The organism is Anaerococcus hydrogenalis DSM 7454, assembly GCF_000173355.1.
Taxonomy (GTDB): domain Bacteria; phylum Bacillota; class Clostridia; order Tissierellales; family Peptoniphilaceae; genus Anaerococcus; species Anaerococcus hydrogenalis.
Window position 1 is genome coordinate 30,386 of record NZ_ABXA01000003.1, and the last position, 21,887, is coordinate 52,272.

The 21,887-nt window shown below is 27.9% G+C and carries 21 protein-coding genes and 2 pseudogenes; 2 read left to right on the top strand and 21 right to left on the bottom strand.

Annotation, left to right across the window (positions count from 1 at the left end):
- Positions 1–1,332 (top strand): relaxase/mobilization nuclease domain-containing protein, encoded by a 1,332-nt coding sequence (locus ANHYDRO_RS00680; protein ID WP_039913647.1) that lies wholly within the window; start codon positions 1–3, stop codon positions 1,330–1,332.
- 155 nt (positions 1,333–1,487) lie between these two features.
- Positions 1,488–1,691, top strand: coding sequence for a hypothetical protein (locus ANHYDRO_RS00685; RefSeq protein ID WP_004812379.1), 204 nt, complete (start codon positions 1,488–1,490; stop codon positions 1,689–1,691).
- A gap of 360 nt (positions 1,692–2,051) precedes the next feature.
- On the opposite strand, the gene ANHYDRO_RS00690 is transcribed toward ANHYDRO_RS00685, so the two are convergent.
- The 21 genes and pseudogenes from ANHYDRO_RS00690 to murB form a co-directional block, all read right to left on the bottom strand.
- Complete coding sequence (locus tag ANHYDRO_RS00690; RefSeq protein ID WP_004812382.1) at positions 2,052–2,735, bottom strand: ABC transporter permease; 684 nt, start codon at positions 2,733–2,735, stop codon at positions 2,052–2,054.
- Between the two features lie 3 nt (positions 2,736–2,738).
- Entirely contained in the window at positions 2,739–3,647 is a 909-nt protein-coding gene (locus tag ANHYDRO_RS00695; RefSeq protein ID WP_004812383.1) for an ABC transporter ATP-binding protein, read from the bottom strand.
- A gap of 358 nt (positions 3,648–4,005) precedes the next feature.
- Positions 4,006–4,602 carry a response regulator transcription factor gene (locus ANHYDRO_RS00705; protein WP_004812388.1) on the bottom strand — a complete coding sequence of 199 codons (597 nt, stop codon included), beginning with the start codon at positions 4,600–4,602 and terminating at the stop codon, positions 4,006–4,008.
- Positions 4,583–5,740 carry a sensor histidine kinase gene (locus ANHYDRO_RS00710; RefSeq protein ID WP_004812389.1) on the bottom strand — a complete coding sequence of 386 codons (1,158 nt, stop codon included), beginning with the start codon at positions 5,738–5,740 and terminating at the stop codon, positions 4,583–4,585. Before ANHYDRO_RS00710 ends, ANHYDRO_RS00705 begins: the two co-directional genes overlap by 20 nt.
- Positions 5,741–5,742: 2 nt before the next feature.
- The gene (locus tag ANHYDRO_RS00715; protein ID WP_004812391.1) at positions 5,743–6,381 is read right to left on the bottom strand and encodes a hypothetical protein; all 639 of its coding nucleotides are present in this window, start codon (positions 6,379–6,381) and stop codon (positions 5,743–5,745) included.
- A complete protein-coding gene (locus ANHYDRO_RS00720; protein ID WP_004812394.1) occupies positions 6,378–7,091 on the bottom strand; it encodes a hypothetical protein in 714 nt (237 codons plus the stop codon). Before ANHYDRO_RS00720 ends, ANHYDRO_RS00715 begins: the two co-directional genes overlap by 4 nt.
- Positions 7,088–7,750: an ABC transporter ATP-binding protein gene (locus ANHYDRO_RS00725; protein WP_004812397.1), complete on the bottom strand. Its 663-nt coding sequence runs from the start codon at positions 7,748–7,750 to the stop codon at positions 7,088–7,090. The genes ANHYDRO_RS00720 and ANHYDRO_RS00725 overlap by 4 nt, the downstream gene beginning before the upstream one ends.
- A gap of 368 nt (positions 7,751–8,118) precedes the next feature.
- Positions 8,119–8,550 carry a transposase gene (locus ANHYDRO_RS00730; protein ID WP_316244749.1) on the bottom strand — a complete coding sequence of 144 codons (432 nt, stop codon included), beginning with the start codon at positions 8,548–8,550 and terminating at the stop codon, positions 8,119–8,121.
- A 283-nt stretch (positions 8,551–8,833) separates the two neighbouring features.
- Positions 8,834–9,070, bottom strand: a complete 237-nt coding sequence (locus ANHYDRO_RS00735; RefSeq protein WP_004812404.1) for a hypothetical protein — start codon at positions 9,068–9,070, stop codon at positions 8,834–8,836.
- Positions 9,071–9,146: 76 nt separating this feature from the next.
- Positions 9,147–10,469 carry a DNA/RNA helicase domain-containing protein gene (locus ANHYDRO_RS00740; protein WP_004812406.1) on the bottom strand — a complete coding sequence of 441 codons (1,323 nt, stop codon included), beginning with the start codon at positions 10,467–10,469 and terminating at the stop codon, positions 9,147–9,149.
- Between the two features lie 426 nt (positions 10,470–10,895).
- On the bottom strand, positions 10,896–11,153 hold the full coding sequence (locus tag ANHYDRO_RS11020) for a hypothetical protein (protein ID WP_316244750.1): 258 nt from the start codon (positions 11,151–11,153) through the stop codon (positions 10,896–10,898).
- Positions 11,113–11,427 carry a methyltransferase domain-containing protein gene (locus ANHYDRO_RS11025; RefSeq protein ID WP_004812407.1) on the bottom strand — a complete coding sequence of 105 codons (315 nt, stop codon included), beginning with the start codon at positions 11,425–11,427 and terminating at the stop codon, positions 11,113–11,115. Before ANHYDRO_RS11025 ends, ANHYDRO_RS11020 begins: the two co-directional genes overlap by 41 nt.
- Before the next feature lie 59 nt (positions 11,428–11,486).
- Positions 11,487–11,927: a hypothetical protein gene (locus tag ANHYDRO_RS10180; protein ID WP_004812409.1), complete on the bottom strand. Its 441-nt coding sequence runs from the start codon at positions 11,925–11,927 to the stop codon at positions 11,487–11,489.
- Positions 11,928–11,999: 72 nt separating this feature from the next.
- Positions 12,000–12,161 (bottom strand): TRAM domain-containing protein, encoded by a 162-nt coding sequence (locus tag ANHYDRO_RS10185; RefSeq protein WP_004812411.1) that lies wholly within the window; start codon positions 12,159–12,161, stop codon positions 12,000–12,002.
- Entirely contained in the window at positions 12,161–13,933 is a 1,773-nt protein-coding gene (gene pyk, locus ANHYDRO_RS00750; RefSeq protein ID WP_004812413.1) for a pyruvate kinase, read from the bottom strand. Before pyk ends, ANHYDRO_RS10185 begins: the two co-directional genes overlap by 1 nt.
- A 19-nt stretch (positions 13,934–13,952) precedes the next feature.
- Positions 13,953–14,911, bottom strand: a pseudogene (gene pfkA / locus ANHYDRO_RS00755) (6-phosphofructokinase).
- 10 nt (positions 14,912–14,921) lie between these two features.
- Positions 14,922–18,372, bottom strand: a pseudogene (locus tag ANHYDRO_RS00760) (DNA polymerase III subunit alpha).
- Entirely contained in the window at positions 18,372–19,289 is a 918-nt protein-coding gene (whiA, locus tag ANHYDRO_RS00765) for a DNA-binding protein WhiA (RefSeq protein WP_004812420.1), read from the bottom strand. The pseudogene ANHYDRO_RS00760 and the gene whiA overlap by 1 nt, the downstream one beginning before the upstream one ends.
- An 11-nt stretch (positions 19,290–19,300) precedes the next feature.
- Positions 19,301–20,023, bottom strand: a complete 723-nt coding sequence (locus ANHYDRO_RS00770; protein WP_004812421.1) for a tyrosine-protein phosphatase — start codon at positions 20,021–20,023, stop codon at positions 19,301–19,303.
- Positions 20,011–20,865: an RNase adapter RapZ gene (gene rapZ / locus ANHYDRO_RS00775; protein ID WP_004812424.1), complete on the bottom strand. Its 855-nt coding sequence runs from the start codon at positions 20,863–20,865 to the stop codon at positions 20,011–20,013. Before rapZ ends, ANHYDRO_RS00770 begins: the two co-directional genes overlap by 13 nt.
- On the bottom strand, positions 20,865–21,767 hold the full coding sequence (murB, locus tag ANHYDRO_RS00780; RefSeq protein WP_039913650.1) for a UDP-N-acetylmuramate dehydrogenase: 903 nt from the start codon (positions 21,765–21,767) through the stop codon (positions 20,865–20,867). The genes rapZ and murB overlap by 1 nt, the downstream gene beginning before the upstream one ends.
- Positions 21,768–21,887 lie beyond the last annotated feature (120 nt).

Below are 21,887 nucleotides of genomic sequence, written 5' to 3' on the forward strand. Positions count from 1 at the left end.
ATGGCAATTACAAAAATACATCCTATAAAATCAACTCTAAATTTAGCAATAGATTACATTACTAAGAGCGAAAAAACTGATGAAAAAGTCTTAGTATCTTCATTCAAATGTCATCCATCTACTGCCCATATTCAATTTATAAAAACTCGAAAAGATAATGATACTAAAGGAACAGTCTTAGCTAGACATTTAATTCAATCTTTTCTACCAGGAGAGGTTGATCCTATAAAAGCTCACGAAATTGGAATGGAATTATGTAAGAAAATTTTAAAAGAGGATTATGAATTTGTTCTTGCAACTCACATAGATAGAGGACATATCCATAACCATATTATTTTTAATAATGTTAATTACAAGACTGGTAAGTGCTACCAATCTAACAAAAAAACTTACCATAAAATTAGGTATAAAAGTGACGAATTATGTAAAGAAAATAAGCTTTCAGTCATTGATGAATATTATGAAGCTTACAAAAGAAAATATAAAACTTCTGGTAAATCCTGGTATGAATATGACCAAAATAAAAAAGGAAATTCTTGGAAGTCTAAACTGCAATTTGATATAGATAGAATGATTAATAAGTCTAAATCGTGGGAAGAGTTTTTAGATAATATGAAGTCTCTTGATTATGAAATTAAATTTGGTAAACACATTGCTTTTCGTCATAAAGATAAGCAAAGATTTACAAGAGCTAAGACTATCGGAGAAGATTATACTGAGGAAAAAATCAAAGAAAGAATAGATTTAGCTATTAAAAACAAAGCTAACCCTATTAAAAAACGTGTAGGAAACGTCATTGATATATCTACTAATGAAAAAGCTCAATCCTCAAAAGGTTATGAAGTTTGGGCAAGAAAACATAATATCAAAACAATGGCTGATTCAATAATTAAACTTAGAGAACAAGGAATTAATTCAATCACTCAACTCGATGATCTAATCAAAAAATCTGCTGATGATAGACAAGACTTGTTAGATAAAATAAAGAAAATTGAACCTGAAATGAAGAGTTTATCACAAGATATGGAAAATATAAATACTATAAATAAATATCGTGAAATCTATAAATACCACAAGAAAAATCCTGAAGATAAACAATTTGCTGAAGAATATTATAGTGAACTTTCCGTCTATAAAATTGCCGCTAAAGAAATTTTAGAAAACTATAAAAAACTACCAAAAACAAAAGAAATATTAACGAAACTCGATGAATTGCAAGAAAAAAAGAATACCCTTATGCAAGAGTATTCTTTGAATAAAGAGCAATTTTCTGACCTTGTTCAGTATAGGAAAAACTATGAAAATTATTATGGAAAGGAAGTAGAGAGGTAACTACTTCCTTTCCTAATATCTTCTTTGAATTAGCTTGAATTTGAATAGTGATAATCCTCTAAATAAAATTTTTTATCCTTGTGAGATTATATAATATTCTGTGTATGGAAAACCTCCTGTTTAGAATGAAGTATAACTAATCAGGAGGAATTTTTATGCCAAGAAAAAGACCAGAAACAAAAAGAAGCAAAATAGCAAAAATGTTAATTGAAGAATATGAGCCTCAAAGCGTACAAGATATTCAAGAAGCTCTAAAAGACCTTCTAGGCGATACAATGGAAGAACTTTTAAAAGCAGAATTAGATGAGCATTTAGGCTATGAATATGGAAAAAAACACTATCCTAAATACAAGAAATAACAAAAAGCTGTTAAGTCATATCACTAAGAACGGATCAAATATTGTCATAGTTATCCATATATTTTGAAGAGTGGTAACTTAGGAAAATAAATAGTAAGTTATCTTCAAATTATAAAAATTTTACAGTTTATTAAAGTCATATAAAATTAAGTTAAGCTCTATTTAGATAGAAATTGACATCTATTGATACAATCAAGTAGAGGCTAATCTGTAGCCCCTAAAATACGCTACGCTTTAACTATTGGCAAATTCTTTTAATAAAATTAATTTAGCTTTTAGAAAGCAAGGAATCAATAGATTTTTATTGTACCAATACTTTACACAAGATGAATAACTTAGCAAAATATTTGCTTGGGCTTTTTAGATAGACAATGTATTTATTGCCCTTTCTTTAGTTATTTTAAGATAACAAATAATCGCGTATAATCCAATAACCATTAGTATTATCCATGTTCCTATCCAATTATATATTTTAAAATCATTAGGCACTATATACATGGTAAATATAGAACCTAAATACATAATAACAGATATAAACTGAATAGTTTTAGCATAAGCCAGACTAGCACACCACATTGCATAACAATTTATCACTGAATAAAATATCTGAAATATTGTAGAGATTACTAATACCTCCATTAAAGGAACTATAGAAAATATTTCTATATTGAACATTACAATACCAACAATGAAAGAAATAACATAGAATATAATTGATACTATTATACTCATTAGTATTGGCAAAATTATCTTTCCTAGTATTATTAAGTTTATGCTTGCTGGTAAGCTAAATAAAACTTCTAACATACCCATATTTTTTTCATACCAGAATCTTAAATTTGAAATGTATATAATATATCCAATGATTGCTGTCATATATGTTATGTTATTTTTATAAATTTGAGGTGAAAAATGTGATGCTTTTGATTTTACATATAGTAATAAGAATATAAACAGAATCGTACCAACTGTCATTACAAATTTTGATTTAATATTTTTTTGTAAACTCCTAAGTTCTTTCCAAAAAATAGCTTTTACTACCATTTATTACCTCACTTTTTCAAAATATAAATCTTCTAATTTTTTCTCTATGCGGTTTATTTCATGAATATTAATATTATATTTATTAATAATGCAAGATATAATATTGTTCTCAACATTGCTTATTTTGTTATCAAATTCAATAAACAATATGTTCTTTTCCAATTCTGCTTTCAAAACGCCCTCAATATTATCTAAGTTTTTAATTACATTTATATCAAAATTACTATTATCACAAACCACTTTAAGCTTTATAATACTATCCACATTAATACCTTTAACATCTCCAAAATATTTTAAATTCTGATTTAAAATTATGACCTTGTCACAGATATTTTCAATAAGAGATAGATTATGGCTACTTATTATTATTAAAGATTTAGAACTTAATTTTATTAAAACATTATTTAGTTTTCTCTGATTTTCTAAATCAAGCCAATTCATTGGTTCATCCATTATAATTATAGGAGAACAAGTAATTATAGATCTGATTAAAGCTACTTTTTTTTTCATGCCTTTAGATAAATTCTTCGTTTCATTATCTAATTCCTTATGAATATCGAATAGCATAGATAAATGTTCAATTTTTTTATCACTATCTTTAATGCTATAGCATCTAGCAATAAATTCTAAATTCTCTTTTACTGTTAAATCTTCATAAAGGTTATCTCCGTCTGAGCAATAGCTAATTTTTTTTCCTATCTCACAGCTATCTAACTTTCTTCCCCATAATCTTACTTCACCATCGGTTGGCTCTATCAGACCCATAATAATCCTAAATAATGTAGTTTTGCCAGCGCCATTTGGTCCTACAATGCCAATAATTTCATTTTTATCTAAACTTAGATTAATATCATCTAAGGCTAATTTAGCATTATATTTTTTTGAAATATGCTTTAAACTTAATATGCCCATACTAACCTCCTAACACAACTTATCTTTTCATCTATCGTTGATCCTAACTTCATTTCCATACTTCTGCAATCATTACAAGCGTACCTAAGTCCACAATCTCGATATTTATTGATTTTACTATTATTCAAATTCCGGAATTTCAACAAATTTTTTTCAGTAAATATTTTATTAATATTTAAATAATTACCTCCATATGAAAAATCTAAAAGAGCAACCATTTACTTAATTAGAATAGCTTTATATTCTTCTTATAGGATACAATACTTTTATTTATTTTACATGAGTAAAAACTGCAAAGTTCACAAAAAAAATTGGAGATAGAATATTCTAATCTCCAAATATTTTTAATCAATAAATTTTACATGACTGGATTGATATATCCAAGTTCCATAGCCTTATTATAGGCTTCAACAATATTTTTAGCCCTTAATTTATCGTATATATTTGCTATATGGTTATAAAGGGTTCTCTCGCTAATAAAAAGCTTAGCCGCAATATCTTTTTTGCTTGACCCCTTTATTAATTCTTCAAGTACTTCTATCTCTCGTTTAGTCAGTGGATCAGCAATGTACTTATCTATTTTCTTGAATTTTCCTTTATATACATTTTTTATTCTTTCTAAAAGTTCTTCAATTTCTATAGACTTATTAATAAAATCCTTTACTCCTAAGTCAAAAGCCATATCCTTGTAATTATCTAAATCATAGGAGGTTAAGACTATTATCTTTTGTTTTGGATTATCATTTACCAAGTCTTTAATTAAATCAAGACCTGTCTTATCATCTTTTAAATTTATGTCAATTAAGAAAATATCATAAGCTTCTTCTTTTATCATTTTTAAAAACTTTTGAGCATCAGATACATAAGAACATGAGATATAATCTGCTTGCTCTTCTAAAAGCATCTTTATAGACTGACCAAAAATTTTATGGTCATCAAGCAAAATAATTTTCATTTCTATCCACCTCCAAGGAAACTTTAGTTGAAAGTATTCCCTTGTTTAATCCGTAAGAAATATTTCCTGAATTTGAATCTATTAAAAGATTAAGAAGCAATACTCCTCTTTTTGATTCCTTAATTTTATTAAAATCATCTAAGCTTGCTCCATCACTATCCATTTCTATAACTATAAGACTTTCCTTCCTATATAATTTATAGTTTAAATAAGACGCATCTGAGTGCTTATAAACATTATTTATAAGTTCTTTTGATATTATTGAAATCAACCTAATTAATCTTTTATCTTCTGTTAGATCACTATCTATATATTTGGTAACTTCAATATTTTTATCTGGATATAGTGAACTTACATTATCAAATATAGCTAAGAGCGATGTTTCCAAATTTGCTTTTTCAAATAAAGAAGATTGATAGAATTTCATTATATTTCGTGCTTTTTTCTCAAGTTCCCTTAGAATGTTTTTAGTATATTCTATATCAGGATTTTTTGAAGACAGATAATTTTTACTTGCAAATATGTCTTGGATAATATCATCATGGATAATTCTTGCAAATTCATCTCTTTCGCTCGCCATATAATCTGACAGGTAATAGAGTTTGAAAGTTTTATCATATGCTAATTCTTTTTCCTTTAAAAATAGAATAAATAAGAACTCTGTAATAAGGAAAATTATCTGGATAAATATATTTATCATTACCGTTCCTATATCAAATAAATAAATCACTGCAAAAATAAAAAATACAAGTCCAATAGTAAATATTTGTGTAGATTTTCTAGATATTGGCAAGATGTTTATATATTTTATATTCTCCAATACCAGGTATTTTTTTATAAATAGGCTTGTCGAAATTATGCTTATAAGGGCGAATAGAAACTTATAAGGTAAAGCATTTATTAAAATCAAGCTTAGTGGCAAAAGTGATGTGAGTATAGCTAAAATAGAAAATTTTCCTGATATCTTTTTATTTGAAATTTCTGTGTATATAAGTCCATATAAAGTAAAAAATAAAATAAGTGAAACTGCATTTAAAATCGGGCCCTCTTTTATTAACATATTGTTTTTAAAAAGAAGACCCCAAAATAAAATTATCATTAAATGGCTGATTAAAATTTTTTCTAATTTCTTATACATATCTAATAGTAGCTAACTACAATCCTTTCTTTATTAGTATTTATACCCAAAATTATAATTACTGATCCTAAAATCAAAAGCTTAGTTATCAAGTAGCCAGGCAAGGAATTTGTAAAATTATATACTAGGTAAGAACTTATCAAGACTACTAAGGATAGTCCTATCAAACGAATTTGGAGAGAATTTACTTTATTCATGTTTCTAGTATTAAGAATTACAAAAACTATTATTAGAGTGTAAAGAAAACTTGATGTAATTAAGTTTATACCAATGGTTAAGCTTAGATCAAGTTTAACTAGGTTTAATATAAAGCTTGGAAGGACTATAATTAATGTCGCTAAATAGATACTAAACAAATATTTAATTAGAATTTCTTTAATAGAAAGTCCATTTGCAAGTAAAAATTCAAGCTTTTTACTAATCTTATCTGATACCAAGGTATTTTTAGCGATTTCTACTCCAAACATTACAAAAAGTATTAAAATCCCATCAATTTTAACTATATTCATGACCTTATTTATTTCTTGACTTCCTACATCAGCAAAAAACAAAGCCATAAAGGAGCAGATTAGTGCCATAAGAGACATTAATAAGGCATTTTTGTCTAAAAGTTTTCTTAAATCGTTAATGACTAACTTCATGACCATGACCCTTCTTTATTAATTACAGATTCATTATTCATTTTAGACAAATCTTTCATAGAAAATATTGCAAATATTAATCCTAATCCTATATTTATTCCTAGAATGATATAAATAAGGTTTAAATTATATCTTTCTATCAATAAGAGAATCTTCTCTGAAAATGTGCCTATCATGTAAATTAGAATTGTAGTTCCAAAGAAAACTATATTTTTGAAAAACTTAAAGTTTTTTTGGGATAAAGATATAAGGTTAAAAAATAGGATTTCAAAATATGTCATTCCTATCATTGTAACAAATATGCCTACAATCCACTTAAATTCAATCTTATAGTCATAGAGGACATAAGATAGGAAAAATAATAAAAATGGAATTATAGAAGATAGTCTCCACATTTCTATTGCATAGGCTTTAATCACATCTTTTATATTAATTCCTGATGCTAGGATAAATTCAATACGTTTATTTAGTTTATCCTTGACTGTTAAATTTACAACCATAGAATTAGACATAATCAGTGAAATGCCAAGCATTAGCACGTATAGCATCAATACAATATAATCATTTCCTCTTGAATTAAACATCCCCTTATATAGTAAAAAAATAAAGCCAAGGGAAATCAAGGTAAATAATAATAAATTCAAAATAAAATCTTTATCTTTAGTTAAATAATAGCGACAAGCCCTATTAATATTCATCTTATCATTCATTTTGTACCTTCCTCTATAAATAAATCTTCTAAGCTCTCTCCCTTAATTTCTCCTATATTTTTCGTAAAAAGTAAGACTCCTGATTTTATCATAGATACTTTATCGGCTACTTTTTCAATTTCAGAAAGATCATGACTTGTAATTACTATTGTTTTACCCTCATCTTTTAGAAGCTTAATAAGCTTTCTTATCTCGACCCTTGATATTGGATCTACTCCACTTGTTACTTCATCTAAAAATATTATCTCCCTATTCATCATTACAATAATTAACAAAGATAATTTTCTCTTCATACCCTTAGAATATGTCGAAACATTTCTACCAAGATCATTTGTAATTTCTAACAAGTCAGAATATTTTTGATAATTATCTAGACCATATCCAAAATACAAACCGTATAATTTAATATTTTCAAGTCCAGTCTTATCTTCATACAAGTAGTCATTTTCAAGTAACATCGCATGATTTCCCTTAATCTTAACTTCGCCACCATCTTCTTCATAAAGACCAGTAAGTATCCTAAGCAAAGAAGTCTTGCCGGAACCATTTGGTCCAACTATTGCATGGACCGTATTTGCTTCAATCTCTAAGGAAAAATTATTAAAAAGCTTCTTGTTTTTAAAATTTTTACTCATGTTTTTTACTTCGATTACATTCATATATAAACCTCCTATCAATAATTCTAATTTTCTTATATTTATATTTTAAAGAATCTTAGACTTATTTACATGAGTAAATACTGCAAATTTAACAAAGAATAAAGGCAGTCCGAAGACTGCCGATATTTATCTATCTGCACCTTTGTTATGTCTTTCCTATTTGACTTAGCTTTGTCATCTGTCTTAATTCTTTCTATTTGCCATAATATAGACTTTTTATTTTTATCTTGACTTTTTGCTTTTAAGAGCTTAGAAGACAAATACGAACATTCTTATGTTCCTTCCCATTGTTATCAACGCTTGTTTTATGTAACTTTTCTTAGTTACCTATTGAAGTTTTCCATTGCATTTGTTGTATATATTAGTTTTCATACTCCTTCTGGATATTTAAAATATTTGGATAATTCTGCCCAGTTGTTTTTCCAAGAGTTTACACACATTGGGTAATTTTTACCCCATTTTTCTTCAAAGATTCCTAGATTTGTTAAGTCTAAGTCTTCTGTTGGTGGCTTGTATACTGATTTAAGGTATTTCATTAATTCTTTTATATCTCTGTATGACACATATTTAGTTGAGTTTCTTATTTGATGGATTATGTATTTTTGTATTTCTGCTTTTGGATATACTGCTTCTATTGCTTGGTTAAATCCTGGTAGATTGTCTGTTGAGAAAATTAATACATCTTCTAACCCTCTTTCTTTTAGTCCATTTAATACTAAAATCCAATATTTGCTTAATCTATTTTCTCCTACCCGTGGTATTACTAGATTTTTCTTTTCATTAACATTATAATTTTCTATTTCATTTAATACATATTTTTTCCAGTGTTATATAAAGTTTTGATACTCTAAAACCAAGCTTTTCTATAAAATATTCCTGTATATCTTTGTATATTTCATACTTTGAAATTAAATTTCCAATTGTTCTTCTTATCAAAATTCCAGCTTAATATGATTATTGAAATCTAGTGTGGATAATATTTCAGTAATGATTATTGCAAAGGATTATTCATTAATACTCATTTTAATTATAATTATTTATTAAATTATTCTAATCTTTTCATAAGTTGTGATAGCTTTGATTCTAAACTCTTATTTTTTCTTTTAATACTTCATTTTCTCTCTTAAGCTCCTCATTTACCTTACTAGCAGAATTTTTTCGCCAATTTAATATTTCAAGAACTGTTTCATATAATTTAGGATTATTAATAATAACTATCTCTAGCTTATCTTTAACTCTAGTTAAAGCTTCAAAATAACAGTTTCTTTCAATGTATGGATAATGGCTATAATCATCACTTTTATTATAATTCGAATTCAATAAAGCGGTGATGTCGTCATAAACTATATATTCATCAAATATTACAATTACATTATTATATTCCTTACCAACAACATCATGAGTGTTTTTTTGAAAAAGACAAAAAATTATCCCTTTGTTTTTTACCAGTAGTTTTAGTACGATACTCTGTTAGTTCTATTGGAATAAATTTATTACACTTATTCATATGATGAATATAATTTGATGCTGTTTCTTTATTATCAAAATATTTAACTGATACTTTATTAAAATTAGAAGGCTGACTTTTTTTATTTTTAGGATTTAATAATTTCTTGATAAACCATGACATTTCATTATTTTGACGTATTTTTTCTCCTAATCTATGCTTTTTTACCCTACTGTTATTTATTAGTTTTTCTTCAATATCTATTAAGACTTCTTTATGATGTAATGTTTGAACTTTATCTACACTATAGACAACCAACTCATTATTCAACTTTATTAATTTCTCATAATTCTCCTCTCTAATTCTTTGAAACTCATCAAATAGAACTACATCATATTTCTTGAGTTTAGAAATATCATTATTTATAGATTTTATTTCTACAATATCAAATTTATGAATACTACTTAATTCACTATAATTCTCTAATTTCCCACAAAATACTAAAATCACATCCTTTTTCATTTTCATACACTTTGTTGCTAAATCAAAAATTACCAATGATTTTCCAGTTCCAGCTCCACCTAATACACAATGATATTTATTGTCAAATTTTAAAATATTTTTGACTATTAACTGCTGTTTATCATTTAAATAATAAGATTTTCTTGTAAACTTTTCAGGTTCACTATAAGGAGATATTATTAAATCTGAAGGAACTAATTTTTCAAGCAAATTAATATTGCTATAATCTTCAGATATATCTCTTATCAGATTAGAAAAATTAGATTCTTTCAGTATATAATCATCATTACTATCACTATCTTTATTCAAATATAATTTATATAGTTTCTCATCGCTCAAAACATATGCATAATTATATACTTTTTCTGTACAATTTAGTAGAATATGATTTTGACGCTTTAAATCATATTCTAATTGTTTTTTTCCACCTTTCTGATATTTATACTTTAATTCTATATTTAATGTTTTTCCAGCTGTAAATCTTATTAAATCAAATTCTTGGTTGATGGATTTACTATTCTTATATCCATAATAAAATCCATTTTTTTGTGCGTCAGTTAATTCATTACCTATTTTCTCATACAACGATTTAAAAGTTTCCAGTTCTCTATTTTTTATTTGTATTTTTGAAATATCACGAATTTCATCATCAAGTGTTCCCAAAAAATTTTTCATAATATTCTCTCTTTGATATATACTTGGATTATTTATCATTTGATATAATGATTCTAAATTAATACTTCTACTCATTTTCTACCTTCCAATTTATTATATTATTTTGAAGTTGTATTATGCACTTCAAATATTTTATCTACATTAATATAATCAAACTAACTAATTTATACTTTATATTATTAATTAATTTATTGATAATTCCATCGTAATAGATATAATAATATTTATCTATAACAAGTAAAAATTGAATTCAGTTTATATCATTTTCTAGTTTCAAATCGTCCCAAGCCAATTAAAGCGTCTTAAATAGTCTTTACTTTCTCCTATGGAGATAGAGGCTACTGCCTTTTCATCTTTATAGATTGCATTATAATTTTATATTTACTTGGCTATGTAAATATTTGAAACTTTAAAACCTAATCTATCCAATGAACATTCTTGTTATTCTTTTTAGGTCTGATCATTTAAAACTTCTATTTTCTGTAATTCATTTTCGCTTATTTATAACTCTACTTTGTGCTCTGCATATAGTTTTGATAATATAACCACACTCTCCACATGCATAGTCTGAGAAAACATATCGCATCCCTTTATTTTTTCTAATTTATATCCTTGATTTTGAAACCTATTTATGTCCCTAGCTAGTGTTTGTGGATTACAGGATATGTAGACAATTTTTTTAATTTTTGTTTTTGCTATAGTTTTTATTATTTCTTTATCAAGACCAGCTCTTGGCGGGTCTAGAACTATGGCGTCTATTTTTCTTTTTTATAAATTTATGATCTATATAGTTTGCATTTTTAGCTATAAATTTATAATCTGTTAATCTGTTTAATTCAGCGTTTTCTTTCGCATCTTTTATAGCATTTTTATTTATTTCTATTCCTACTACATGATTACCATTTATGGCAATTGAGCTTGTTGCTGATCCACAAAATAAGTCTAGGACTTTTTGATTTTGACCTAAAAATTCTTTGGCAGTTTTGTATAATTTCTCTGTCATATAGTCATTTACTTGGTAAAAATCATTCATAGATATTTTGAATTTTTTTCCAAAAAGATTATAAATTAAATAGTCTTTGCCCGAAATATTTACTTTTTCTTTTTATTTATTAGGTTAATATTAAAAGATGAATTTTTATATTGCTTTTTTATATACGGAATTATTTTATCGTCTTTTATTTTTATATTTAAAAGAATTTCTTCATCGTTTGCTCTAATTGTTATTTCTTCTAGGCTATTTGGATATTTTTTTGAAATTTCTTTTGTTATGGTTTCAATTTGTCCTAAATTATCTCTAATTAAATCTTTTGCCAATAGACAATCTTTTATTTCTACAAGGTCATTTGAATATTTTTTATTATAGGCAAGTTTTCCATCTTTTGTAATTTGTAGTCTTATTTTATTTCTATAGGAAAATTCTTTACTTTGAAGAACTTCTATATCCTCTAATTCTATTTTTGCAGATTTAAGTAGAGCATTTTTTATTAGGTTTTCTTTTAATTTTATTTGACTTTTATAATTTATATCCATAATAGAACAACCACCACATTCATAATAATATGGACATGGTGGTTGTTTATAATGACAGCTTTGTTTTTTGTTTTATTTTTTTGCTTCTATAAAATTTTTCTTTTCATTTGTTATTTCTATATCACAAATTTCGCCGAAACTAGCATTTTCTATAAAATAAACTTTAGAATCGGCTTTTCCAACTCCCCTGCCATCTTGTAGGATATCAACTATTTTGATATCTTTTATTCGCATTATAGTACCTTTGCTTCTCCCTTGTAGATTATTCCTCCAAGTGGATCAATTGTTACTACATCTCCATCTTTTAATGAACTTGTTGCATCTTTTACACCTAAGATTGCAGGTATTCCAAAGTGGATTGATACTACTGCTGTATGACTTGTTAATCCTCCGTTTTCAGCTATTACTCCAGAAGATCTTTCCATAAATTCATTGATATCTTTGTCTGTGTATTTTGCAACAATTATATCTCCATCTTCAAATTTTCCTTCAAGTTCTTCTTTTGTAGATCCAACTACAACTTTTGCTGATACAGATTTATTTCCTACACCAGTACCATTTGCAATTATATCTCCTATCACATGAACTTTGATAAGGTTAGATGTTCCTGATACTCCTAGTGGAATTCCAGCTGTTAGTACAGTGATATCTCCTTCTTGTACATAGTTTTCTTTTAAAGCACCAACTATAGCTCTTTCGATTAGTTCGTCTGTTTCGTGTGCTTTTTCAACTATTACTGGATATACACCCCATGAAACTGAAAGTCTTCTTGCAACTTTTTCATCAATTGTACATGCTATAATGTTTGTTTTTGGTCTAAATTTAGAAACTGCTTTTGCTGTATTTCCTGATGCTGTACAGGTAATAATTGCTTTTGCATTTAATTGACTAGCTATTGTACATGTTGATTTTGAAATAGCATTTGTTGTTGTAATTTTTCTATCAATTTCTGCTTGGTAGATATTTTCTTCGAAGTCATCAGAAAGTTCTGTTGTTATACAGATATCTCTCATTGTTTTTACAGCTTCTACTGGATATTTTCCTGCTGCTGTTTCTCCTGAAAGCATAACACAGTCTGTTCCATCTATAATTGCATTTGCTACGTCAGTTGTTTCTGCCCTTGTTGGTCTTGGGTTTCTTTGCATTGAATCAAGCATTTGTGTAGCAGTAATTACTGGTTTTGCAGCCTTATTACATTTTCTTATTACTTCTTTTTGTACTAATGGAATTAGCTCTGTTCTAATTTCTACACCAAGGTCTCCTCTAGCAACCATGATTCCATCACTTGCTTCTATAATTTCATCAATATTATCAACACCTTCTTGTGATTCTATTTTTGATAAAATTAAAATATCTTCTCCACCGTGATCTTCTAGTACTTTTCTTATATCATAAATATCTTCTTTTTTTCTTATAAATGATGCTGCAATCATATCGATACCGTTTTCGATACCAAATTTTATATCATCAACATCTTTTGGAGTAATTGCTGGAAGATTTGTAACTCTGCCTGGAAGATTTACTCCCTTGTTATTTGAAATTACACCATTATTTTGAACTCTACATACAATATCTGTACCGTCTTTTATTTCCATAACTTCAAGTTGGATTAAACCATCATCTACAGAAATAATTGATCCCTTTTCAACATCATTTGGAAGTCCTGAGTAAGAAACTGAAACTATATCCTTATTACCAATTATATCTCTTGTTGTGATTGTAAAAATATCATCTGGTTTTAAAAAATATTCTTTTTCTTCAAATCTACCAATTCTAATTTCTGGTCCTTTTGTATCAAGCATTAGTCCCAATGGTACATTTAATTTTCTTCTTAGTTTTTTAATTGTTTTGATTTTTTCAAGATGTTCTTCATGAGATCCATGAGAGAAGTTTAATCTTGCTACGTTCATTCCGTTTTTTACTAATTGTTCCAAAACTTCTGGTGATTCTGAAGCTGGACCTATTGTACATACAATTTTTGTTTTCTTTAAAATATCTGGTTTCATAATAATCCTCCACTTATTTCTATTTTGACAATTTATTTGCTAATGCGTATAGACCTTCGTTAAAGTCGCCTTTTATTGAAACAGCTTCATCTAGGCTTACTTGAGTAATTTTACCACCTGTATATCCTAGTGCAATATTTGTTTTTCTTCTTTTAATAATTCAACGGCCTTTGCACCCATAATTGATCCTAGTAGCCTATCAGTTGCTGATGGTGATCCACCTCTTTGGACGTGACCTAAAACTGTAACTTTAGTTTCAACACCACTTCTTTCCTCAACTTCTTTTGCTACTGTATATGGATTGCCAACCCCTTCTGCAAGAACTATTAGGTGGTGTAATTTTCCTCTTTTTCTACCATGGTTTACTTTTTCAACTATTTCATCGATTGAAAACTTATGCTCAGGAACTATTATTGATTCTGCTCCACCAGCAAGTCCTGAAAATAGAGCTAAATCTCCACAGTTACGTCCCATAACTTCAATTACAACTGCTCTACCGTGAGATGAAGAAGTATCTCTTAATTTTCCAATTGCATCTGTAACTGTTTCAATTGCAGTAAAAAATCCAATTGTAAAATCAGTATATCCCATATCATTATCAATAGTTCCTGGAATACCTATAGCTTTAATTCCCAAATCACTAAGGGCCTTTGCTCCCTTATATGATCCATCTCCACCGATTACAATAAGTCCTTCAATTCCATAGTCTCTAAGAATTTGAGCACCTCTTTTTTGACCTTCTGCATGCTTAAATTCTGTAGATCTTGCTGTTCCTAGAATTGTACCACCCTTATGTATGATGTCTGCTACTGATGATACGTTCATTTCATATATATCACCTTTCATAAGTCCATCATAACCATTTCTAATTCCTTTAATTCTCATTCCATTGTTTAGGGCTGTTCTTACTGCAGCTCTAATCGCTGAATTCATTCCTGGTGCATCTCCACCACTAGTAAGTATACCTATTGTCTTCATAGTATCTCCTTTAATTTAATTTAACATTATCCTTTCCAATCTTTAACTTTAGATAATTTATTATATCTGAATTTTGATCAATCCACAAACTTTCATCAAGCTTGACTGTCTTTTTCTTGTCAGTAAAATAAATTATCACGGGCGTTGTGCCATGATTATCTAATAAATCTTTTCGTATCTTATTATACCTTATATAATCCATTTTTATATATAAATTTTTAAAAGAATTTTCATCTATCTCTTTTATATTTGATACAATCAATTTCAACTCATCATCACTTGATTGAAGATTTCCCTTAACCATAACTAGTGTATCATTTTCAACAACATTTCTAAAATCTTTATAGATGTTTGGAAAAATTATCATCTCTATTGATCCATACATATCCTCAAGCGTAGAAAAAGCCATTAAGGTATTTTTTTTAGTCATAGTTTCAGATTTGTTTGTAATTACTCCAGCCATTACTACTTCTTTATTATCATATTTATCAAGATCAATTGGCCTTAATTCACTTAAAATTTCTGTTGAAAAATTTGTATATTTTTTTACCCTATCACTAAGTGAGTTTAGAGGGTGGTCTGATATATAAAAACCTAAAACCTCCTTTTCAAGACTAAGTTTTTGCTTATTTTTGTATTCATTTACAGGAGGAAATTTTATATCATCTTGTTCGTTTTGATCTTTTTGGTCAAAATCAAGTAGGTTCATTTGTCCTTTTAGATTTACTTTTTCATTGTCATGGATTGATTGAAGGGCTGTTTCATGAACTGCTATTAGTTCTGATCTTTTGTAACCAAGTGAATCAAAGGCACCTGATTTTATTAAAGATTCTAGGGCTTTTTTATTTAAGGCTGTTGGATCATTTGCTTCAATTCTTTCTAGAAAATCTTTAAAGGTCTTATATTTTTTCTCATCCCTAATTTTTACTATCAAATCTATAAGATTATCACCAACATTTTTTATAGCAGACATTCCAAAAATTATTTTATTTTTTTCAGCTATAAACCTTCTTTCAGATTTATTTATATCTGGTGGAACAATTTCTATCCCCAATCTTTTAGCCTCTGATATATAAAGATATACCTTGGAGCTATCTCCCATTATAGATGTTAATAAATTTGCCATATATTCTTCTTTGAAATAGCATTTTAAGTATGCAGTTTGGATAGCAACCAAAGAATATGCAGCAGAGTGTGATTTGTTAAAGGCGTATTTTGCAAAAGATATCATTTCATCATAAATCTTGTTGGCATTTTTTTCTGAAATTCCATTGTTTACACAACCTAAAACTTCATAATTTCCCTTTGCATCTTTTTTCCCATGGACAAATATTTCCCTATTTGCCTCCATTACGCTCATTTTCTTCTTACTCATAGCTCGTCTTAAATTATCAGCTTCTCCTAGAGAAAAACCTGCAAGTTGTTGAACTATTTGCATAACTTGCTCTTGGTAGACAATTATTCCATAAGTAACTTCAAGGATTGGCTTTAAGGATGGGTCTATATAAGATACATTTTGTGGGTGCATTTTATTTTTTATATAATTTGGTATTTGATCCATTGGACCTGGTCTAAAAAGCGAATTTGCGGCAACCAAATCGTCAAATCTTGTTGGCTTTAAGTTTTTCAAAAAATTTCTCATCCCTGCAGATTCAAATTGAAATATTCCAATGGTCTCCGCCTTTCTAAATTGTTCAAGAACTTTAGGGTCATTTTCATCAATATTATCCAAATTTATATCTATATTTTTATATTTTTTAACATCTTTTATGGTATCTTGAATTACTGTAAGGTTTCTAAGTCCCAAAAAATCCATTTTTAATAGGCCTAGTTCTTCTATTTCAGTCATATTAAATTGGGTAACTATTTGGTCATTTGAAAGTGCGAGTGGGACAATATCAGTCAAAATTTCTTTACTAATTACAACACCTGCAGCATGAATTGAGGTATGTCTTGGAAGATTTTCTATATTTCTTGCCGTATCAATCATTCTTTTCGTCTCTACGTCATTTTCATATTCGTAGGCTAATTTTTCTGTATTTTCAAGAGCCTTATCAATGGTCATTCCTATAGCTTGGGGAATCAATTTGGCAATTTTGTCGACTTTTTTAAAGGAAATATCCATTACCCTTCCTACATCTCTTATAGCATTTCTTGCCTTCATCCTTCCAAATGTCACAATTTGTGAAACGTGGTCTTTTCCATAAAGATCATATACATAGTCTACAACCCTATCCCTATTTTCATAGCAAAAATCTATATCTATATCGGGCATGGACACTCTTTCTGGGTTTAAAAAATCTTTCAAAAAGTAAATTGTATTTGATTGGATCAATTTGTGTAATATCTAGGGCATAAGAAATTATAGATCCTGCAGCAGAACCTCTTCCTGGTCCTACTGCAATTTTATTATCCTTTGCATATCTTACAAAATCCCAAACTATCAAAAAATAATCAACATAGCCCATATTATTTATTACAGAAATTTCTTTTTCAGCTCTTTTTTGAATTTTTTCATCAACTTTTCCGTATTTTTTTGCAAGTCCCTTATTTACCAAATATTTTAAATAGTCTAAATTTGTCATATTCTCTGGAACTTTTGTAAAGTATGGAAGATGGGGATTGTGAAATTCTAATTTCACATTGCACATATCTGCTATTTTTTGACTGTTTTCATAGGCTCTTGGAAAATCTTTAAAAATTTCACTCATCATTTGCTGATCTTTTAGATAGAATTCATCACATGGCATCTTCATCCTTTTTTCATCTTCTAAAAAAGAGCCTGTTTGTATACAAGATAAAACGTCTTGGTAGAAGGAATCATTTTTTTCTACATAATGGACATCATTTGTACAGACCATTTCAATTTTTAAATCTTCATGAATTTTTAGTAAGTTTTGATTTACTATTTTTTGTTCTTTTAATCCGTGATTTTGAATTTCTAAGTAAAAATTTTCCCTACCAAACAAGTCTAAATATTTTTGGGCTGTTTGATAGGCTTTTTCTATATCATTTTCTAAAATCCTTTGGTTTATTTCTCCATTTAAGCAGGCAGAAAGGGCGATTATATCATCCTTATATTCTTCTAAAACTTCAAAGTCAATTCTTGGTTTATAGTAAAACCCTTCTGTGTAGGCCTTTGACACTATTTTTATTAGATTTTGATAGCCCTTATTGTTTTTTGCCAATAGTATTAAGTGATAATATCTTTTATTTTGAGGATTTTTTATCTTATGATCATTTTCACTTACATAAACTTCACATCCTATTATGGGTTTTATCCCATTATCTTGACATTTTTTATAAAATTCTATAACCCCATACATATTTCCATGGTCTGTTATGGCACATGAATTCATCTTATATTCTTTTAATTTTTCCATTAATTTATCTATCTTGGTAAAGCCATCCAAAAGAGAATATTCGGTATGAAGGTGGAGGTGGGTAAAATTATTTGTCATTAATCCTCACTTTCTGCAAGTTTTATAAGTTTTTGTAACCTATAATTCACCTTTGCCTTGGAAAGGGCTGGTGTCATCATTTTTCCTAATTCTTCTAGGGAAATGTAGGGATAAGTTAGTCTAAGTTCTGATATTTCTTGTAAGTCTTCAGATAAATTTTCTAAAATATTCTTATCTTTTAATTTATTTATGGCATCAATCTGCCTAAAGGCTGCCTTTACAGTCCTATCTATATTTGCCTTATCAAAATTTGTCTGCCTATTTATGTCATTTCTTATTGATTTCATTGCTCTAACATTTTCAAGGTCAAAAAGAGACTTATTAGCCCCAATAATAGCCAAAAAATCTGATATTTTATCTGAATCTTTTATATAAACACAATATAGGTCATTTCTTAAGTTTAATTTAGGATTTATAGAAAAATCTTCCATAATTTTTCCAATTAATAGGGCCTCTTCTTTTTGTTGGAGATTTATCTCAAGATTATAGCCCCTATAAGGATCGTTTATTGAGCCTTTTAATAAAAAAGCTAACTTTAAAATTATCTTTTTTTGCTCCCTTGTTTTCAAATTCTCATAAAATTTTTCCATTTCGTAAAGATCATACTGATCAGCAAGTTTTAAAATCTTATCAGAAACAAGGCTATCTTCTACTAAAACTATAAATGACCTATCCTTTGAGAATTTTCTCTTATTTTGTATCTCCATAGCCGGAGAATACTTATATTTTTCTTTTATAATTTTATAAATATATCTTGCCTCTATATTTTCACTAGCCTTAAATAAAATTTGGTAAGAATTTTTAACAATCCTAATAGAGCCTTGAAAATAAAAGTAGGCTAATAGTTCCATATCAATCTCTTTATATTCAGGCTCTTTTTTTAATATTTCTTTTTTACATCTTTTTGAAAAAGACATCAAATCACTCTCTATTCAATCATTTTTTCTTTTAATTTCTTAAATGTTTTTTTATCAATTCCAACTTTTTCTAGGTAGGTTTCTATATTTTTATATTTATTTTCAACATAGTCCATGGCTTCTTTCATATTATATGGACTTGTAATTCTAAAAATCGATTCTGCCTCATCAGCTTCAAACCTATCTATATAACCTAAATTTGCTGATGAGACTTCATAATCAGCCATAATAATTTCTCTTGATGATTTTGCTAATAAAAGAAGAATCATAGAAATTATTCCAGTCCTATCCTTTCCTTCTTGGCAGTGATACAAGACACGTCCATCAGCATCTGCCATTATTTCAAGAATTTCTTTGACAGCCGAGAAATTGTCTATCAAGTAAGAGTAAGAATTTCCAATAGAAATTTTTCTTTCAATAATATTTTGTATATCTTCTTGTTTCATTGGCCAAGGCATAAGGGAAATTTGCTTATAGGAAAAATTGTTTTTTATAATTTCAATTTTCTCACCCTTATTTTTTGTCTCTTCCTCTCTTCTTAAATCGATTATTGTAGATACATTTAAATCTTTTAGTAAAGCCATATCATTTTCTGTAAGACTATCTAGATTTGCACTTCTTATAAAAGAATCCCAGGAAGTAATCTCTCCATCATGAGTTGGGTATCCTCCCAAACTCCTGGCATTTTTAATATTCTCAAAGGGTAAGATTTTTAAATACTTTATTTTTTCCATTTTTCCCTATCCCTATGTTTTTTTACTACAATATAATCGCTATCTTTCAAAAGCTCATATATTTTTTCGCACATATAAACTGACCTATGCTGGCCACCAGTACAACCAAATCCTATAGATATAGAATTTTTGCCTTCTTTTATAAAATAAGGAATTAATTTGGTCAAATTTTCATAAACTATATTTTTAAAATCATTTGCAATTTCAAATTTATCAAGATATTCCTGTAACTTTTTATCACTACCATTTAGGTGTTTTAATTCCTTTATATAAAAAGGATTTGGCAAAAATCTCAAATCAAATACAACATCAACATCCAGGCTTAGACCGTTTTTGTAACCAAAAGAAAATAAATTTATGATGAAATTTTCCTTTTTTTCAGAAACATCTAAAATTACCTTTCTAAGGTCTTTATTATTATAGTTACTAGTGTCAATTATTAAATCAGCTAACTTTTCGACACTCTTTAATTCTTTTTTCTCTTTTTTAAGCCCATCTTCTACATCACCAAAAGATCCTAAGGGGTGAGGACGCCTAAGCTCATTATATCTTTTCATTATTATTTCATCTTGGCTTGTAAGATAAATTATTTTGGTATCCTCATTTATTTTTTTAAGATTTTCAAGATTTTTAACTAAGTTTTTATCTACTTCCATAGACCTAAAATCAACTACACAAGCAAGTTTATCAATAGGATTATCCTGGGACATATTTAATTTAATAAAAGATTCAATCAGGCTTGATGGGACATTATCCATGGCATAATAATCAAGATCTTCAAAAATTCTAAGGGCAGTAGTCTTTCCAGAACCACTAAGACCTGTTATAATTTTTACCTTCATTATTTCTCACCTATAACCTTAACTTCTCTTTCAAGTTTAAAACCTGTTTTTTCAAATACGATGCTTGCAACTTCTTCAATAAAATCAATCATTTCATTGTAAGTTGCATCCCCATTATTTATCAAAAATCCACAATGCTTTTCACTTACTTGGCAATCTCCTTTTTTATATCCCCTAAGCCCGCATTCATCAATTAACTTTGATGCGTAGGAGCCCACTGGTCTTTTAAAAGTTGATCCAGCTGATTTTTTTTCTAAAGGTTGTTTTGTAACCCTTCTATTTGTAAAATCATTATATTTTTCATTAATTTCTTCTTGATTTCCCTCTTTAAGTTCAAAAATAGCTTCAGAAACAATTAAGTCATCATCAAAGACTTTTGAATGTCTATAAGAAAAATCCATATCTTGGTTAGAAAGTTCAATTATTTGACCATCTCTTGAAATTAATTTAACACTTTTTATAATATCTTTCATCTCAACACCATAGGCACCCGCATTCATTGCAACAGCTCCGCCTACAGTTCCTGGGATTCCTGATACTTCTTCCATACCTGTCAAAGAATTTTTGAAAGAAAACTTGCTAGCTTCAGATAAGAGAGCACCAGCACTAACCTTTAAAAGATTTCCATCTACTGAAATCCTATTATAATTTTTAGAAATTATTATAACACAGCCCCTAATCCCCTTATCGGTGACCAAAATATTTGTACCATTTCCAATAATTGTAGTTTTTATATTATTTGCCTTACTAAATTTAATCAAATCTACAAGTTGATATTCATCTTCAACCTCAACCAAAACATCGGCACATCCCCCAATGCCAAAATTTGTATAATTTTTTAGTTTTTCATTAAATTTAATAATTCCAAAATCTTTTCCTTCATACAATGATTTATAATCCATAAACACTCCTTCTAACTTACTAAAATCTAATCTTATTATACTCTTATTTGATTTTTTGTCCGTTTTTCTATATAATAGCAAGTAGCGATTATATTTGTAAATTTTTAATAAATTTGGTAT

Coding starts and splice junctions, on each gene's coding strand:
- ANHYDRO_RS00725 (WP_004812397.1), bottom strand. CDS start 7,750: ATGAATGTAATCGAAGTAAAAAACATGAGTAAAAATTTTAAAAACAAG.
- ANHYDRO_RS00720 (WP_004812394.1), bottom strand. CDS start 7,091: ATGAATGATAAGATGAATATTAATAGGGCTTGTCGCTATTATTTAACT.
- ANHYDRO_RS11025 (WP_004812407.1), bottom strand. CDS start 11,427: ATGAATGATTTTTACCAAGTAAATGACTATATGACAGAGAAATTATAC.
- ANHYDRO_RS00705 (WP_004812388.1), bottom strand. CDS start 4,602: ATGAAAATTATTTTGCTTGATGACCATAAAATTTTTGGTCAGTCTATA.
- ANHYDRO_RS00715 (WP_004812391.1), bottom strand. CDS start 6,381: ATGAAGTTAGTCATTAACGATTTAAGAAAACTTTTAGACAAAAATGCC.
- ANHYDRO_RS00740 (WP_004812406.1), bottom strand. CDS start 10,469: ATGAGTAGAAGTATTAATTTAGAATCATTATATCAAATGATAAATAAT.
- pyk (WP_004812413.1), bottom strand. CDS start 13,933: ATGAAACCAGATATTTTAAAGAAAACAAAAATTGTATGTACAATAGGT.
- murB (WP_039913650.1), bottom strand. CDS start 21,767: ATGGATTATAAATCATTGTATGAAGGAAAAGATTTTGGAATTATTAAA.
- whiA (WP_004812420.1), bottom strand. CDS start 19,289: ATGTCTTTTTCAAAAAGATGTAAAAAAGAAATATTAAAAAAAGAGCCT.
- rapZ (WP_004812424.1), bottom strand. CDS start 20,865: ATGAAGGTAAAAATTATAACAGGTCTTAGTGGTTCTGGAAAGACTACT.
- ANHYDRO_RS00710 (WP_004812389.1), bottom strand. CDS start 5,740: ATGTATAAGAAATTAGAAAAAATTTTAATCAGCCATTTAATGATAATT.
- ANHYDRO_RS10180 (WP_004812409.1), bottom strand. CDS start 11,927: ATGGATATAAATTATAAAAGTCAAATAAAATTAAAAGAAAACCTAATA.
- ANHYDRO_RS10185 (WP_004812411.1), bottom strand. CDS start 12,161: ATGCGAATAAAAGATATCAAAATAGTTGATATCCTACAAGATGGCAGG.
- ANHYDRO_RS00685 (WP_004812379.1), top strand. CDS start 1,488: ATGCCAAGAAAAAGACCAGAAACAAAAAGAAGCAAAATAGCAAAAATG.
- ANHYDRO_RS00690 (WP_004812382.1), bottom strand. CDS start 2,735: ATGGTAGTAAAAGCTATTTTTTGGAAAGAACTTAGGAGTTTACAAAAA.
- ANHYDRO_RS00680 (WP_039913647.1), top strand. CDS start 1: ATGGCAATTACAAAAATACATCCTATAAAATCAACTCTAAATTTAGCA.
- ANHYDRO_RS00695 (WP_004812383.1), bottom strand. CDS start 3,647: ATGGGCATATTAAGTTTAAAGCATATTTCAAAAAAATATAATGCTAAA.
- ANHYDRO_RS00770 (WP_004812421.1), bottom strand. CDS start 20,023: ATGGAAAAAATAAAGTATTTAAAAATCTTACCCTTTGAGAATATTAAA.